The organism is Leptothrix discophora, from assembly GCF_030705305.1.
Lineage (GTDB): Bacteria > Pseudomonadota > Gammaproteobacteria > Burkholderiales > Burkholderiaceae_C > Sphaerotilus > Sphaerotilus discophorus.
Window position 1 is genome coordinate 324,357 of sequence record NZ_JAUZEE010000002.1, and the last position, 14,938, is coordinate 339,294.

General features: G+C 72.5%; 12 protein-coding genes. 7 read left to right on the forward strand and 5 right to left on the reverse strand.

Features of this window, described 5'->3' with window-relative positions:
* Nucleotides 1-68 precede the first annotated feature (68 nt).
* On the forward strand, nt 69-2,423 hold the full coding sequence (locus Q8X39_RS05040; protein ID WP_305748545.1) for an ATP-binding protein: 2,355 nt from the start codon (nt 69-71) through the stop codon (nt 2,421-2,423).
* Here Q8X39_RS05040 and Q8X39_RS05045 read toward each other — a convergent pair.
* On the reverse strand, nt 2,417-4,132 hold the full coding sequence (locus Q8X39_RS05045; RefSeq protein ID WP_305748546.1) for a glycoside hydrolase family 3 protein: 1,716 nt from the start codon (nt 4,130-4,132) through the stop codon (nt 2,417-2,419). The two genes, Q8X39_RS05040 and Q8X39_RS05045, sit on opposite strands and share 7 nt — an antisense overlap.
* A 189-nt stretch (nt 4,133-4,321) precedes the next feature.
* On the opposite strand from Q8X39_RS05045, the gene Q8X39_RS05050 reads away from it, so the two are divergent.
* From Q8X39_RS05050 to Q8X39_RS05075, 6 genes are read left to right on the forward strand one after another with little or no spacing between them, the layout of a single operon-like run.
* Nucleotides 4,322-5,401 (forward strand): Gfo/Idh/MocA family protein, encoded by a 1,080-nt coding sequence (locus Q8X39_RS05050; protein ID WP_305748547.1) that lies wholly within the window; start codon nt 4,322-4,324, stop codon nt 5,399-5,401.
* 11 nt (nt 5,402-5,412) lie between these two features.
* The gene (locus tag Q8X39_RS05055; RefSeq protein ID WP_305748548.1) at nt 5,413-6,258 is read left to right on the forward strand and encodes a sugar phosphate isomerase/epimerase family protein; all 846 of its coding nucleotides are present in this window, start codon (nt 5,413-5,415) and stop codon (nt 6,256-6,258) included.
* On the forward strand, nt 6,255-7,097 hold the full coding sequence (locus Q8X39_RS05060; RefSeq protein ID WP_305748549.1) for an alpha/beta fold hydrolase: 843 nt from the start codon (nt 6,255-6,257) through the stop codon (nt 7,095-7,097). The genes Q8X39_RS05055 and Q8X39_RS05060 overlap by 4 nt, the downstream gene beginning before the upstream one ends.
* Entirely contained in the window at nt 7,097-7,807 is a 711-nt protein-coding gene (locus Q8X39_RS05065; protein ID WP_305748550.1) for a ribulose-phosphate 3-epimerase, read from the forward strand. Before Q8X39_RS05060 ends, Q8X39_RS05065 begins: the two co-directional genes overlap by 1 nt.
* Entirely contained in the window at nt 7,804-8,760 is a 957-nt protein-coding gene (locus Q8X39_RS05070; RefSeq protein WP_305748551.1) for an ROK family protein, read from the forward strand. Before Q8X39_RS05065 ends, Q8X39_RS05070 begins: the two co-directional genes overlap by 4 nt.
* A gap of 30 nt (nt 8,761-8,790) precedes the next feature.
* Complete coding sequence (locus Q8X39_RS05075; RefSeq protein ID WP_305748552.1) at nt 8,791-9,981, forward strand: ROK family transcriptional regulator; 1,191 nt, start codon at nt 8,791-8,793, stop codon at nt 9,979-9,981.
* A gap of 31 nt (nt 9,982-10,012) precedes the next feature.
* Here the strand turns inward: Q8X39_RS05075 and Q8X39_RS05080 are convergent, their stop codons facing one another.
* The 4 genes from Q8X39_RS05080 to Q8X39_RS05095 all read right to left on the reverse strand — a co-directional run bounded on the left by Q8X39_RS05080 (nt 10,013) and on the right by Q8X39_RS05095 (nt 14,936).
* Nucleotides 10,013-11,002 (reverse strand): HupE/UreJ family protein, encoded by a 990-nt coding sequence (locus Q8X39_RS05080; RefSeq protein WP_305748553.1) that lies wholly within the window; start codon nt 11,000-11,002, stop codon nt 10,013-10,015.
* Nucleotides 10,999-11,844: a peptidyl-prolyl cis-trans isomerase gene (locus Q8X39_RS05085; protein ID WP_305748554.1), complete on the reverse strand. Its 846-nt coding sequence runs from the start codon at nt 11,842-11,844 to the stop codon at nt 10,999-11,001. The genes Q8X39_RS05080 and Q8X39_RS05085 overlap by 4 nt, the downstream gene beginning before the upstream one ends.
* Nucleotides 11,845-12,056: 212 nt before the next feature.
* Nucleotides 12,057-14,321, reverse strand: coding sequence for a hypothetical protein (locus Q8X39_RS05090; RefSeq protein WP_305748555.1), 2,265 nt, complete (start codon nt 14,319-14,321; stop codon nt 12,057-12,059).
* Between the two features lie 165 nt (nt 14,322-14,486).
* Nucleotides 14,487-14,936 carry a copper chaperone PCu(A)C gene (locus tag Q8X39_RS05095; RefSeq protein ID WP_305748556.1) on the reverse strand — a complete coding sequence of 150 codons (450 nt, stop codon included), beginning with the start codon at nt 14,934-14,936 and terminating at the stop codon, nt 14,487-14,489.
* Between the last annotated feature and the right edge of the window lie 2 nt (nt 14,937-14,938).

Below are 14,938 nucleotides of genomic sequence, written 5' to 3' on the forward strand. Positions count from 1 at the left end.
ATGTAACCGGCCTCACCTGGGTTGCGGCGGCGACAGGTCCGGGACGTTCGCGCTAGGCTCACGCCGCCATGAACGATGCCGACCTGACCGATCCGCCCTCGCCCTGGGCCGCGCCGCGCTGGCATGAACTGCTGCGCACCCGCAGCGTGCTGGCCGTGCTGGTCGGCGAGGCGGCGGTGGCCCTGCTGGTGGCCGGCGGGCTGTGGACGCTGCGGGCGCAGACGCTGGAGGCCGAGATGCGCACGCTCGGTGCGCTGGCCGGCGCCATCGCCGCGCAGGCCGACAGCACGCTCGGCACCGCCGATGCCGTGCTGCGCGCCACCCGGGCCGAACTGGGCGACGGCCTGGTCGACCCGGCCCATGCCAGCCTGCACGAGCTGCTCAAGGCCCGCGTCGCCGCGCTGCCGCGGGTGCGGGCGCTGTCGGTGCTGGATGCGCAGGGCCACATCGTCGCGACCTCGCGCGTGGCGAGCGCGCCGGCCGGCGGTCCGGCGTCGAGCCGGCCGGGCGGGCCCGCCTCGCTGGCCACGCGCGACTTCTACGTCGGCGCGCAGCGCAACGGCCCGGCCGGGCTCTACATCGGCGAGCCCTTCCGCAGCCGCCAGTACGGCGGCGAGGTCTCGGTCGGCTTGTCGATGGACTGGCGCGATGCCGACGACCGCTTCCGCGGCGTGGTCGTGCTGGTCACGCAGCCGGACTTCCTCGACGGCGGCTACGCGGCGGTCATGCCCTCGCCGGACATCGCCGTGGCGCTCTACCGGCGCGACGGCCTGCGCGTGTCGCAGCCGGCCGACGAGCGTGGCGACACGCTGGTGCCGGCCACTTCTGCGTCGACCACCACTGCGTCGACCACTTCTGCGTCGACCACTTCTGCGTCGACCACTTCTGCCTCGGCCAGCCCGCCCGCCAGTCCGGCCGGCGGCCCGGCACTCGAAGCCCCCATGCCGCCCGAGGTGCTGCGCGCGCTGTGGGACGACCCGGAGGCCACGCAGGGCCTGCGCTACACCACCCGCGACGGCCGCCAGCGCCTGGTCGCCGTGCAGCCGCTGGCGCACCACCCGGTGCTGGTCGTGCTGGGCCGCGACCAGGGCGCGGCGCTGGCCGACTGGACCGCGCTGGCCGGCGTGATCGGCGCCTTCGCCGCATCGGCCCTGCTGATGACCTGGCTGCTGACGCTGCGCCATGCCCGCGAGGCGGCGCTGCGGCGGGCCTCGCAGGCGGCCTGGGCGGCCGACCAGGACCGCGCGCTGCGGGCCCGCAAGCTGGAGGCGCTGGGCACGCTGGCCGGCGGTGTCGCGCACGACTTCAACAACGTGCTGGCCGCGGTGATCGGCTGGGGCGAGCTGGCGCGCGGCCAGGCCGACGACGGCTCGACCCAGGCCCGCCAGCTCGACCAGGTGCTGCAGGCCGGCCAGCGCGGCAAGCTGCTGGTCGAACGCATCCTGTCCTTCAGCCGGGGCACGCCGTGCCGGCACGACACGCTGTGGCTGCAGCCGGTGGTCGACGAGGCGCTGCGCATGCTGGAGGCTTCGCTGCCGCCGGGCATCGTCCTGACGCGCCAGCTGCAGGCGCCGCAGGCCGCGATCGACGGCGACGCCACGCTGATCCACGAAGCGGCGATGAACCTGTGCACCAACGCCATCCAGGCCATGCCCGAGGGTGGCACGCTGCGCGTGTCGCTGGGCGTGGACATGCTCAGCCGCCCGCGCCTGCTGCATGCCAGCACGCTGCAGCCCGGCCGCTACGCGCGCCTGAGCGTGACCGACAGCGGCCCGGGCATCCAGCCAGAGGTCATGGCGCGCTTGTTCGAGCCCTTCTTCACGACCCGCTCGGCGCTGCGAGGCACCGGCCTCGGGCTGGCGGTGGTGCACAGCGTGATGGCCGACCTGGGCGGCGCCATCGACGTGCAGAGTCCATCCGGCCAGGGCGCGACCTTCTCGCTCTACTTCCCCTGCGTCGACACGGTGCCGGCCCCGCCGCCACCGGCCGTGACCGAGGCCGACCTGCCACGCGGTCGCGGCGAGGTGGTGCTGGTGGTCGACGACGAACCCGCGCTGGTCGAGCTGGCCGAGGAGATGCTGGCCGAGCTGGGCTACGAGCCGGCCGGCCTGAGCGACAGCGCGCTGGCGCTGGCCCGCTTCGATGCCACGCCCGACCGCTTCGACCTGGTGCTGACCGACGAGCTGATGCCCGGCCTGTGCGGCACCGCGCTGGCCTGCGAGATCCGGGCCCGCCGGCCGGACCTGCCCATCGTGCTGGCCAGCGGCTACGGCGGCCCGCAGCTCGACGAGCGTGCGGCAGCCGCCGGCATCACCGTGCGCGTGAGCAAGCCGCTGACGCGCGCCGAGCTGGCCCGGGCACTGGCTCAGGCCCTGAGCCAGCCGCAGCGGGACGGGCCGGGCGTTCGATGGCGTGCTCAATAGGCCGCGTCCGGCAGCCCGCAGAACGCGTCCACCGGGCTGATGCCGGTGTAGGGTTCTTCGCCCAGCAGCCGGCGCAGCACCGCGTCCTGCACCGGCCGGGCCGCCGTGTAGGCGTTGACCACGCAGGGCATGCGCGGTGCGTCGTAGAGGTAGTAGGGCTGGCCGAAGGACACCAGCACCGTGGGGATGTCGTGCCAGAAGCGCCGCATGCCCAGGCGCCAGTCGCCGTGCACGCGGGCCCAGTCCAGGTAGATGTGCGACTGCACCAGCAGCGATTCCTGCGCCAGCAGGTAGAGCACCAGGTCGGTGTCGGCCGGCGTGGGCGGGTTGGCGGGGTCGAAGGCGCGGACCTCGAAGCCGCGCTCGCGCAGCTGGTCGGGCAGCGTCAGCGGCATCGGTGGCTGGCCGGCGAAGCCGTCGCGGGCCGGGTCGGTCAGGACGACGATGCGGCGATGCGTGTCCAGGCTCAGCGGCAGCGTGCCGCGCACGTCCTTGACCTTCGTGACGCTGGCACCCGCCACGCGCGCCTCGACCTCGACGTGCTCGGTGCGGCGCACCGTCGCGCGGGCCTGTTCGAGCGGCGGCAGGCGCTCGTCCAGCGTCATGCGGTGCAGGCCCAGCGCGGCCTTCAGGCCCAGCACGCGGGTGACCGCCTGCTCGATGCGGGCCTCGCTCAGCCGGCCGTCCGACAGCGCGCGCATGACGTGCGCGAAGTCGACCTCGAAGGGCGCCGGGAACAGGAACACGTCGCAGCCGTTGGCGATCACCTCGGGCGCGAAGGTGGCCCGGTCGGCCCAGCTGCCCAGGCCGGCCATGGCGCAGGCGTCCGACACGATGAGGCCGTTGAAGCCCAGCTCGCCGCGCAGCAGCGTCTCGTTGAGCAGGCGCGACACGCAGGCCGGCCGGCAGGTCTCCAGGCCGCTCTCGCCGTGCGCCTGTGCATAGGCCGGCAGGGCGATGTGGGCCGACATCACGGTCATCAGGCCGTCGTCGATCAGCTCGCGGTAGATGCGGCCGTAGCGGGCGTGCCAGTCGGCCGGCGACAGCGGGTTGATCGTGGTGACGAGGTGCTGGTCGCGGTCGTCGAAACCTTCGCCGGGCCAGTGCTTGGCGGTCGCGGCGATGCCGTGGCGCTGGAAGGTGCGGACGTTGACGCGGGCCTGTTCGAGGATGGTTGCCGGGTCGCTGCCGTAGGAGCGGGTCGCGACGATCGCGCTGCGGAAGGCCGCGTTGATGTCGACCACCGGCGTGAAGGTCCAGTTGTAGCCGAGCGCCCGGGCCTCGCGGGCCAGCACCGTCACCGCCTCCTCGGCCAGCGCGGTCGAGCCGGTGGCGGCCAGGCCAAGCTGGTTGGGCAGGCTGGTGCCGAAGGGGATGCCGATCGCGCCGCCCTCGATGTCGCCGCTGATCAGCGGCGGGATCTCGCAGCGTTCCAGCAGCGCGCGGGTGGCCTGCCAGCTGGTCGCCAGGTCGGTGCCGGCAAAGCGCGTCACGCCGCCGACGCGCAGGCCGGCCAGCCGGTCGATGGTGGCCGGGTCGTCGCCGTGGCAGGCCAGGTTGAAGAGCTGGCGCACCTTGTCCTCGGTCGACAGGGTGCGCAGCAGGCCCTCGACCCAGGCGATGCCGGCGTCGTCGAGGTGGAAGGGGGCGAGGCGCAGGGCCGACAGGGTGGGCGTGTGCATCGGGTTCAGCGGGCTCAGCGGGCTCATCGGGACATCCTTCTCGGCCAGGGCAGGGAAGGCGCACGATAGCCGCCGCGCGAGGCCGCTCGCCATGCTCGCAAGCCATGAGCCGGACCGTGTCGAGCCCCTGCCCGTGCGGTCTCAGGGTTTGCATCGATGAACAACAAACCTCATCGACGCTAAATTTGTTCTGCAAGCAAACAAAGGACGCAAGCCATGCCATTCACGAAGGACGACCGCCTGCTGCGCGTGGGTGTGCTGGGCTGCGGCCCGATTGCCCAGGCGGCCCATTTCGAGAGCTGCACCAAGGCGCGCAACGCCGAGCTGCATGCCATCTGCGACGTCGCCGAGGACCTGCGCCAGCGCATGGCCGCGACCCACGCGCCGCGCAGGCAGTACGGCGACTACGCCGCGATGCTGGCCGATCCGGAGGTCGACGCGGTCATCGTCGCCACCTCCGATGCCTTCCACGTGCCGGCGGCGATCCAGGCCCTCGAAGCCGGCAAGCACGTGCTGTGCGAGAAGCCGCTGGGCGTCACGGTCGAGGAGACGCTGGCGCTGCAACGTGCCGTCGAGGCCAGCGGTCGTGTCCTGCAGGTCGGCCACATGAAGCGCTTCGACGCAGGCCTGCAGGCCGCCAAGGCTTTCATCGACGACGAGATGGGCCAGCTGCTGGCGCTGAAGGTCTGGTACTGCGACTCGACCCACCGCTACACCATGACCGACGCGGTGCAGCCCTTGATGGTCACCAGCGCGGCGCGCCGCCAGCCGGCGCAGGACCCGAAGGCCGACATGCGGCGCTACCTGATGCTGGCGCATGGCTGCCACCTGGTCGACACGGCGCGCTACTTCGCCGGTGACATCGTGGCGGTCAACGCGCGGCTGTCCGAACGCTACGGCGCACGCTGCTGGTTCATCGAGACCGAGTTCGCCAATGGCACGCTGGGCCACATGGACCTGACCGTCGCGGTGCGCATGGACTGGCACGAGGGTTTCCAGATCTACGGCCAGCACGGCAGCGTGCTCGGCAAGACCTACAACCCCTGGTACTACAAGAGCAGCGACGTCGACATCTTCCACGAGAAGGACGCCACCACCCGCCGCCCGCTCGGTGCCGACGGCCACTTCTACCGTCGCCAGCTGGAGGCCTTCGCCGACGTGATCCTGCACGGCGCGCCGATGACCGGTGCCAACGTGCGCGATGGCGTCGAGTCGGTCCGCGCGATGGTGGCCATCGCCCGCAGCGCCGAGAGCGGCCGGCCGGTGCGGCTGGCCGATGTCGAAGGCGGGCTGTGATGGGGGCCGCCATGCAGCTCGGCATCTTCGCCAAGACCTTCCCCGGCCGCGACCCGCAGACCGTGCTGGCGGCGGTGCGCGCGGCCGGCTACACGGCCACGCAATACAACATGGCCTGCTCCGGCCTGGCCGCGATGCCCGATGCCATCGAGGTTCCCGCGACGCAGGCGGTGGCGCAGGCGGCGCGGGACCACGGCATCGCGATGACCGCCGTCTCGGGCACCTACAACATGATCCACCCCGATGTGGCCGTGCGCGAGACCGGCCAGGCCCGGCTGGCGACGCTGGCGGCGGCCTGCGCCGGGCTGGGCACCCGTGTCATCACCTTGTGCACCGGCACGCGCGATGCCCACGACCCGTGGCGCGGCCATGCCGACAACGACACGCCCGAGGCCTGGCGCGACCTGCTCGCCGCGATGGAGACGGCCATCGCGATCGCCGACCGCCATGACCTGCTGCTGGGCATCGAGCCCGAACTCGCCAACGTCATCAGCTCGGCGCAGAAGGCCCGCGCGCTGATCGACCAGCTCGGCAGCGACCGGCTGCGCATCGTGCTGGACCCGGCCAACCTGTTCGAGGTGGCGAGCCTGGCCGAGCAGCGCGAGACCGTCGCCGCCGCGATCGACCTGCTGGCCGACCGCCTCGTGATGGGCCATGCCAAGGACCGCCATGCCGACGGCCGCTTTGCCACCGCCGGCACCGGCGTGCTGGACTACCCGCACTACCTGGCCTGCCTGACGCGCGTCGGCTTCGACGGCCCGCTGATCACGCACGGCCTGGGCGCCGACGAGGCGGCCGGCGTCGCCACCTTCCTGCGCGGCGCGCTGGCCGAGGCCGGCATCGGGGTGCGCGCATGAACCTGGCCCGCCTGCATCCTGGCGAGCTGCGGCGCGAGGGTCTGGCGCTGACCTTTCACGATGTCGGCGATGCCGTCGGTCGCCTGCCCTTCGTCTTCCAGCACGGCCTGTGCGGCAGCGTCGCGCAGACCGCCGAGGCCTGTCCCGACACGCTGGACGACGGCCGCGAGGTCCGCCTGCTGACGCTGTCCTGCCGCGGCCACGGGCCGTCGCCGCTGGGCGAGCCGGCGCGGCTGTCGATCGCGACGCTGGCCGACGACGTCGCCGCGCTGATCGAGCAGGCCGGCGTGGGCCCCGTCGCGCTGGGCGGCATCTCGATGGGCGCGGCCATCGCCCTGCGCCTGGCCGTGCGACGGCCCGACCTGGTGGCGAGCCTGGCGCTGGTGCGGCCGGCCTGGGTCACCGCAGCGGCGCCCGTGAACGGTCGGCCCAACCTCGAGGTTGGCGACTGGCTGGCCCGCCTGCCGCCGGCAGCCGCCCTGGCCGCCTTCGAGGCCAGCGCGACCGCGCGCTGGCTGGCCGAGGTCGCGCCCGACAACCTGGCCTCGCTGCGCGGCTTCTTCAGCCGCGAGCCGATCGCCGAGACGGTCGAGCTGCTCAGGCGCATCCCGGCCGACGGGCCCGGCGTGAGCGACGACGACGTGCGCGCGATCCGCGTGCCGGTCAGCGTCATCGGCCATGAGGCCGACGCGATCCACCCGATGGCCCATGCCCGCGCGCTGGCCGCCCTGATGCCGCACGCCCGCCTGGTCGAGATCACCCCCAAGGCGCTCGACAAGGCCGCCTACCTGAACGACCTGCACGCCGCCTTGCGGCAACACCTCCGGAGCTTGGCCTGATGTCCACTTCTTCCCGTCCCGCACCCGGCTGGTTCGACCGCCTGCCGACCACCCGCCCGATCGCCGAGTTCTCGGTCTGGTCGGCCGACCTGCTGAACATCGGCCGCGACCTGCAGCGCATCCACCCGCATGCGGACCTGCTGCACATCGACGTCGCCGACGGCCATTTCGCGCCGGCCTTCCTGTTCTTCCCCGACCTGCTGGCACGCGTGCGGGCCGCCAGCGACGTGCCGGTGCATGTCCACCTGATGGTCGAGGACAGCATCCTGGCCGCGCAGATCGACCAGTTCGCCGACGCCGGGGCCGACGTCATCACCGTGCATGCCGAATGCCCCAGCGTGGCCTCCGGTGCGCTCGACCACATCCGCCGCCGTGGCTGCATCCCCGGCCTGGTGCTGCGGGTCGAGACGCCGGTGGCGACGCTCAGGCCCTACCTGGCGCAGATCCAGTTCATCACGCTGCTGGGCACCGCCATCGGCGTCAAGGGCAAGGGCCTGCACGAGGACGCGCTGGACCGCCTGCGCGAGGCCCGCGCGATGGTCCGCGAGGCCGGCCTCGACGGCCGCATCCGCGTCATCGCCGACGGCGGCATCCGCCACGAGACCGTGCCGCAGCTGCGCGCGGCCGGTGCCGAGGGCGTCGTGCTCGGCTCGCTGGCCTTTGGCGATGCCGACCTGGACGCCCGCATGGCGTGGCTGGCCGCGCAATGACAGGCACCGCCGCAGCACGTTCGCTCGCCGTGGGCGTGGACCTCGGCGGCACGCAGGTCCGCACGGCCCTGATGCGCGCCGACGGCGAGCTGCTGGCGCGCGCGGCCGAGCGGACCGACCTGGCCGGTGGGCCGCGCGCGGTGGTCGGCCAGATCAGCCGCCTGGTCGCGGCCGTCACGCAGGACGTCGCACCGGAACACCTGGCCGGCGTGGGCGTCAGCTCGCCGGGGCCGCTGGACAACGTCGCCGGCGTGGTGCTGAGCATCTCGACCATGCCGGGCTGGGTCGACATCCCGCTGGTGGCCTGGCTCACCGAGGCGCTGCAGCGGCCGGTGGTGCTGGAGAACGACGGCGTCAGCGCGGCCATCGGCGAATGGCGCCACGGTGCCGGCCGGGGCCTGAGCGACTTCGTCTACGTGACGGTCAGCACCGGCATCGGCGGCGGCGTGATCGCCGGCGGCCAGGTGCTGCGCGGACGCCGCAGCATGGCCGCGCACATCGGCCACATGACGACCCAGCCGCAGGGCGAGACCTGCACCTGCGGCAACCAGGGTTGCTGGGAAGCGCAGGCCTCCGGCACCGCCTTCGGTGACCGCGCACGACGCGAGCTGGCCGGCCGCCCGGACAGCGCGCTGGCCACGATCGGTGCGGCGCTGGACGGCCGCCACGTGATGGACGCGGCCCGTGCCGGCGACGCGCTGGCACGGGACCTGGTGGCGCACGAGGCCGCCGAACTGGGACTGGGGATCGTCAACCTGCTGCACATCTTCAGCCCGCAGGCGGTGGTGATCGGCGGGGGCGTGTCGGCCGGCTTCGACCTGCTGCAGGCCGGCATCGCCGAGCAGGTGCGACGCCGCGCGCTGCCGCCGTTCCGCGACGTGCCGGTGGTGCCGGCGGCGCTCGGCCCGAACGCCGGGCTGGTCGGCGCGGCCTCGCTGGTGCTGGCGGCCTGACGGCGACCTCCGGAGCGATCGACCGTGTCCATGCCCCGTGCCGTTCGGCACATCAACGAGGTCCGCATCCTCGACACGCTCTACCGCGTGGGCGTCACCACCCGGGCCGACCTGGCGCGCGAGCTGGGCCTGATGCGCTCGACCGTCGGCAACCTGATCGTCGGCCTGATCGAGCAGGGCCTGGTCCGCGAGACCGAGGTCAGCGGCGCGGCAACGGCCGGCCGCACCGGGCGTCCCGGCCAGCTGGTGCAGCTGCACGCCGGCCATGCCGCCTTCATCGGCGCGGACATCGGCGTGGGCCACCTGTCGGTGGTGGCGATCGACCTCGCGGGCCAGGTGATCCACAGCCGCACGATCGGGTTCCGGGCCGAGGTTGGCGCGGTCGATCCGGCCATCGACCGTCTGGCCGGGCTGACCGAGGCGCTGCTGCGCGAGCTGCCCGCCGGCCAGGCGGTGCAGGGCCTGAGCGTGGTCGTGCCCGGCCTGGTCGACCCCGACGGCATCGTCGTGCGCGCGCCGGTGCTCGGCTGGCAGCAGGTGCCGGTGCAGCGCCTGCTGGCCGAACGGCTGGGCTGGGACCGGCCGCTGAGTTCCGAGAACGACGCCAACGCCTTCGCCGCCGCCGAGCTGTTCGGCCGCGACCGGGCACCCGGTGCCGAGGCGCTGTTCGTCTACCTCGACGCGGGCGTCGGCGGCGGCATCGCCAGCGCCGGCCGCCTGCTGCGTGGCCAGCGCGGCCAGGCCGGCGAGATCGGCCACATCCACCTGGGCGAACACGGCTTCGAGTCGCGCACGGCGGTGCAGGGCTCGTTCGAGAGCTACGTCGCGCGCGAGGCCGTGCTGGCGCGCTTCCAGCACCACGGCGGCACGGCCCGGGACCTCGACGCCTTCCTCGCCGCGCTCGACGCCCAGGTCCCGGCCGCGTGGCGCACGCTGTCGGAATGGGCCTGGTGGATGGGCCGCGGGCTGGCCTCGCTCATCAGCGTGCTCGACCCCGGCCGCATCGTGCTCGGCGGCCCGGTGGCCGCGCTGTTCGAGCCGGCCCGTCAGGAGGTGCTGGCCTCGGTCCGCAAGCACCTGGTGCCGCCGCTGCAGCTGCCGCGCATCGAGGTCTCGTCGCTCGGCACCGATGCCTGCGCGATCGGCGGCGCGCTGCTGCTGCACCGCGCCCACCTGTCGATCGACGAGCGCCTGGTGTATGGGGCGGGCGGGCCGGGCTGAGGGCATCGCGTCGGCCTGCCCGCGACCCCGCTCAGGCCAGGATGCGCACCACCCGGGAGATCGTCCAGAACGCCGCCATCGAGCCGATGGCGTAGAGCGCCGGCGTTCGGGCGATGCGGGTCTCGGGCCAGCGCGAGAGCGTGCGGGCCAGGGCCCAGCACAGGGCGACCACGCCCAGCTGGCCGAGTTCGACGCCGACGTTGAAGGTCAGCAGCGCGACCGCGAAGTGCTGCTCGGGCATGCCGATGTCGGACAGCGCACCGGCGAAGCCCAGGCCGTGCACCAGGCCGAACAGGAAGGCGACCAGCGCCGGCCAGCGCCGCGACAGCGTCTGGCGCTGGTGCAGCGCCTCGCCCGCGACCAGCAGGATGGACAGCGCGATGGTGGCCTCCACCGGCGGCGGGCGCAGCGTCAGCAGGCCGCTGGCGCTGAGTGCCAGGGTCAGGCTGTGAGCCACCGTGAAGGCCGAGATGGTCAGCACCAGCTGGCGGTTGAAGCCGACCAGGAACAGCAGGCCGACCACGAACATCAGGTGGTCGATGCCGCTGAGGATGTGCTCGAAGCCCAGCAGCGTGTAGGCGCTGGCGATCTCGCCGACGCCGCGCTTGTCATCGGCGCCACCGTACAGGCGCACCGACGGCTGGGCCGAGGTCAGCGTGTAGACGCGGCTCTGGCCGTCCTGCCAGACCACCTTGACCATCGCGGCCGAGTAGCGCTTGCCGATGCCGTCGATGCGCAGCGGGCCGCTCAGGCCGTCCGCGCCGCAGCGCAGCGACGGGCCGTCGGCGCGGCAGCCTTCGGGCCAGACCGGCTCCAGCTCGCGGCTGGCCGGGCGGTTGCCCACCGCGGTCCATTGCCACAGGTAATCGGTGGTTGAGAACTGGCGGACTTCCATCTCCGCCATGCTCATCTCGTGCGCGGCGACGGGCCAGGCCAGCAGCGCGAGGCAGGCGAGCAGCAGGCCGCGCAAGCCGCGCAATCCACGCAAGCCGCGCCGCAGCAGGATCTGCAGCCCGCTCATCGCGCGTCCGCCTCGATGCGGATGCTGTACTTCTTGGCCAGCGCACGGACCGCGTCGGTGCGCAGCTGCGACATGCGGGCGTCGGTCCAGTCCTGCAGCACGACGTTGCGCAGCTCGTCGAAGTCGGCCGGCTTGCCGCCCTGGCGGCCGTCCAGGCGAATGGCCCGCCAGCCCTCGCGCGAGGGCAGCGCCATCCAGGTGCCGGTGGGGGCCTTGGCCAGCTCGGTGGCAAACGCGTCGCCATAGCCCTGCTGGACGTTGGCCTGCGGCCGCCCCTTGAAGGCGCGCAGGCCGGCGTTCTGCTCGCCGGCCACGCCCTTGTTCAGGGCCTCGACGAAGGCGCGGATCGCGGCCTCGCCGGTCTCGCCGGCCAGCACGGCTTCCTCGAAGTCGTAGCGGGCCGGTTCATCGTATTTCGCGCGGTTCTCCTCGAACCATCGGCGCAGTTCCTGCAGCTCGACCGGCGGGGCCTTGAGGTTGGCGTCGACGACGCTCAGGGACTTGAAGATCACGCGCTCGCGGATGGCGGTGTCACCCTTGTCGACCTGCAGCGCCAGGCCCTCGCGGTAGAGCACCTCGTTGTCCAGCCAGGCCTTGCGCAGGGCCTCCAGCTCGGCGGGGTTGGGCTCGCGGCCACGGCTGGCCTTGAAGAGCTGGCGGGCTTCCTCGTCGACCTGGGCGTCGACCACGATGGTGCGGGCGTCCATGGCGCGGCCGTTCACCACATGGTCGATGCCGAAGATCGCCGCGCCCAGCAGCAGGAAGTGCAGCAGCGGTTCGCGGGTCCAGGCGGGCAGGCCGGCGATGCGCTGGCGCAGCGCTTGGGAGGCGGGCGGGTTCACGGGGAGCGCGTCGGACATCGGCAACGGGGTGGACATCGTCGTGGGTGCACCAGGCAGGAAAGGGATCGGGAGGGGAAGGCGGCCGATGGCGGGCATGCCTCGGATCGGCCGTCAGAAACGGCAAGCGCCGCGCGAGGGTTCGCGCGGCGCGTCAGGCCTGGCCGACCCGTCCGGGCGGCCGCAGCCGCGAGGACGGGTCAGCGGCCCGGGTCTCAGCGCAGGCCGGCGACCTTGGTGCTGCCGCGCACTTCCAGGTAGATCGGGTTGCTGTAGAACCAGAGGTCGGACCAGGCGGCCACGTCGTAGGCGACGTACTTGACGCCGTTGATGAGCGGCAGGTGGGCCGGGCAGCCGTCGATCGTGTTGCCGGTGTAGTTCACGCTGTTGGACGGCACGTTGCTGCCGACGACCGTGCACGGGATCTTCAGCGAGCCGACCGACGTCGCCGTCGTGGTGGTCGCGTTGGTGTGCAGGTCAGGCAGCGGGTTGCCGCTGGCATCGGTCTCGAACGGCACGTTGGCCGGCAGGTTGCTGCCGCGCAGGCGGACGAACTGCGAAGCCTCGACCGCGGACAGACGGAAGCTCATCTTCTTGAACTGCGCATCGTCGCGGAAGGTCGACCAGGACTGGGCGTTGAACGTGCGCAGCATCTTTGCCGACGTGTTCTTCGCGCCGGCCGGGACGGTGCCCATGTCCGGGTTGGCCAGCCAGGTGCGCGGCCATTCGCCGGCGTAGTCGGCCGAGCCTGCGGTCTTGTAGCCGGTGACCAGGCCACCGATCACGTCGACGTGGTCCAGCACCGGCTTGTTCAGCGGCTGCTGGATGCCGACCTGGGCCAGCGACGGGTTGGCGAAGGTGTAGGGCGAGTAGTTCGCGCCCGACGGGTCGCGCAGGGCGACCGCGACGATCACGCTGGCGCCACGCGGCACGACCAGCTTCTCGCCCATCGTGGCGCAGCCGTCCTCGTCGACGGTGGCGTTGCGGCGAGCCGCCTTGACCGCCATCTCCTCGACTTCCGACGCCTTGCGGCCGCCTTCGGCCACGCAGGCCACGAAGGCCAGGCGGTCGATCAGCTGACCGGCCGAGACGAAGGTGTTGCCGGTGCGCAGGCCGTCGACGATGCGCTGGGGCATCGTGCGGGCGGCAGCGCCCTCACGCTCGTGGTCGTCGTCCTTGCGCTGGACCAGCGTGTAGTTGCGCTGGTATTCGCCGGGGTAGAAGTCCTGGGTCGAGCGACGGTCGTCCGGACCGAAGCTGCCGCGGTTGTGCCAGTCCGAGCTGGCGAAGAACCACCAGTTGCGGCCTTCGCCCAGCAGCGCGTCCCACACGCCGCCGACCTGGGCACCGTAGACGCCGGTGCCGCCGTAGGTGGTGCCGCCGACCGAGTCCACCAGCACGCCGCCGATGTTGTTGCGGGCGGGGAAGTACTCGCCACGCTCCGACGACGCGCCGTGACCCGGCTGGGTCTCGAAGCCGAAGGCGATCTTCGGCGCGACGTTGTTGAAGTTGCGCAGGTGCTCGATGTTGAAGCCGTTGTTGCCGTTCGGGTTGAACGGGCCGGCGCGCTCCAGGTGGGCGGGCACGTAGTAGCTGCCGTTCGGATGGTGCTCGGCCATCCACTTCAGGGCCTCGACCGTCTTCAGGTGGCCGCGCTCGCCGGCGCCGGCGCCGCCGGCCGGGACCAGCTTCTTGGCCAGGTCGTTCCAGCTCGGATCGGCCGCGTTCGCGCTGCCGGTGACCGAGCAATCCCAGTTGTTGCCCACGCCGCTGGTGGTCGTGGTGTTGCCACGGCTGGTGTCGGTGACGTTGCGGTCAAAGCAGTAGGACCACTGCGCCAGCGCATTGGCATTGCCCAGGGCGACATAGCCCGGGCCGGTCGGCAGGCGCGACGCTTCCGGACGGTTCGGGATCTGGCCGGTGATGACCGACATCGAGGCATGCTCGTGGCCGGCGACGACCGACTCCATGCCCATGAACATCGGCTTGTTCTGGTAGGCGGCCAGGTACTCCAGCAGCGGGTACTGGAATTCCTGGATCGACTGCCAGCGCCACATGTTGCGCGACGGTGCGGTGCCGGACACGGCGCCCTTGACCTCGACCGGCGGGTTGGTGTTCTGCCAGGTGGTGCTCGGGCCCTGCAGCGTGCCGGCCGCGTCGAAGACCAGCGGGTAGGCCGGGGTGGCCAGGCTGGCGTCCTCGGCCAGCGTGCAGTTGCGGTTGCCGCTGCCGCCGTGGCCTGCTTGCACGAACCAGTCGAGGCCCCACGGCGTCTCGTTCTTGTCGGTGGACTTCTTCACCAGCTTCTGCATCGAGATGGAGCCATCCGAGCAGGTGGTGTGGTTGTGGAAGTCGCCGGCCACGTAGGTGCCGGAGGGCTTGCCGGCGGTCGCGCCGTCGGCGACGCCGCCGAGCGCGAGCACGCCGAGGGCGGCCACGGCCGCGCAGGCGATCGGGTGACGCTGGAAATCGAACTTCATTGGGTGGCTCCTGGGAGTTCGTGTGAAGGGGACCGCCGCAGCGGACGGGACGGGATCACCCGTTGCCCGACGCGACCGTCGTGAAGGAAAACTGATTGTTGATTTCGGGCATGTCTGCGCCGTGACCGGCCCGTGACGGGCCCGGTCGGTCGGCGCATCGGCGCCTCAACGGAAGCGCGGGTAGTCGACGTTCAGCGTCGCCAGCACCATGCCGCCCTGCTCGAAGACCAGCCGCATCGGGTAGGTGCGGGCGATCTCCAGCGGATGGCGCAGCCCCAGCAGGCGCAGGCGGTGGCTACCGCGCTCGTCCAGCACCGACACCTGGCCTTCGGGAATCTCGAAGGCCAGCGCACGGGCCTCGCCGTCGACCACCAGCTCGGCGCCTTCGGCCACCGGGGTGATGACCTCGATCAGGCGGTCGGCCACCGTCACGTCGTCGAAGTTCATCGACACCAGCGTGGTGGTCGCGCCTTCGGGCGTGGCACGGGTCCAGGGGTGGACCACGCGCAGGTTGGCGGAAAAGTATTCGCAGGCACGGGCCTGGGGCAGCAGCGTCGCGCCCGCCAGGGCGGCACCGGTGCCCAGCAGGCGGCGGCGGGTGTAGGCAGCTTTCATGA

Coding starts and splice junctions, on each gene's coding strand:
- Q8X39_RS05045 (WP_305748546.1), bottom strand. CDS start 4,132: ATGAGCCCGCTGAGCCCGCTGAACCCGATGCACACGCCCACCCTGTCG.
- Q8X39_RS05040 (WP_305748545.1), top strand. CDS start 69: ATGAACGATGCCGACCTGACCGATCCGCCCTCGCCCTGGGCCGCGCCG.
- Q8X39_RS05060 (WP_305748549.1), top strand. CDS start 6,255: ATGAACCTGGCCCGCCTGCATCCTGGCGAGCTGCGGCGCGAGGGTCTG.
- Q8X39_RS05055 (WP_305748548.1), top strand. CDS start 5,413: ATGCAGCTCGGCATCTTCGCCAAGACCTTCCCCGGCCGCGACCCGCAG.
- Q8X39_RS05075 (WP_305748552.1), top strand. CDS start 8,791: ATGCCCCGTGCCGTTCGGCACATCAACGAGGTCCGCATCCTCGACACG.
- Q8X39_RS05095 (WP_305748556.1), bottom strand. CDS start 14,936: ATGAAAGCTGCCTACACCCGCCGCCGCCTGCTGGGCACCGGTGCCGCC.
- Q8X39_RS05050 (WP_305748547.1), top strand. CDS start 4,322: ATGCCATTCACGAAGGACGACCGCCTGCTGCGCGTGGGTGTGCTGGGC.
- Q8X39_RS05080 (WP_305748553.1), bottom strand. CDS start 11,002: ATGAGCGGGCTGCAGATCCTGCTGCGGCGCGGCTTGCGTGGATTGCGC.
- Q8X39_RS05070 (WP_305748551.1), top strand. CDS start 7,804: ATGACAGGCACCGCCGCAGCACGTTCGCTCGCCGTGGGCGTGGACCTC.
- Q8X39_RS05090 (WP_305748555.1), bottom strand. CDS start 14,321: ATGAAGTTCGATTTCCAGCGTCACCCGATCGCCTGCGCGGCCGTGGCC.
- Q8X39_RS05065 (WP_305748550.1), top strand. CDS start 7,097: ATGTCCACTTCTTCCCGTCCCGCACCCGGCTGGTTCGACCGCCTGCCG.